Origin of the sequence: Faecalibacterium sp. DFI.5.82 (assembly GCF_029076575.1) — a bacterium.
Lineage (GTDB): Bacteria > Bacillota > Clostridia > Oscillospirales > Ruminococcaceae > Faecalibacterium > Faecalibacterium duncaniae.
Map to the genome: position 1 here is coordinate 1 of NZ_JARFIS010000382.1, position 317 is coordinate 317.

Annotated in this window: 1 pseudogene; it reads right to left on the reverse strand. The window is 60.3% G+C overall.

Annotated elements, in window-relative coordinates:
- Positions 1–317, reverse strand: a pseudogene (locus P0G09_RS17085) (S16 family serine protease); the annotation flags it as partial.

Consider the following 317-nt stretch of genomic DNA (forward strand, 5'->3'; position numbering starts at 1 on the left):
GCCCCCGGCTTCGGTTTTTCCGGTGCGGGCGGGATGGCCGCTTCCACCGGCTTTGCCTTTTTGGCGGGGTGCGGATGACGGGCAGAAACGCTCGTGGGCTTAAGCAGAGCGGCATTGAGCACCTGTGCGAGGTCAGACATGGGCAGGAAGGTCAGATTCTTCTTCACCTCGTCATCCACCTCGTACAGGTCCGGAACATTATCCTATGGGATGAGCACGGTTTTCATCCCCTCACGGTAAGCAGCCATGCTCTTTTCGCGCAGACCGCCGATGGGCAGCACATTGCCGTGCAGGGTGATCTCGCCGGTCATGGCAAC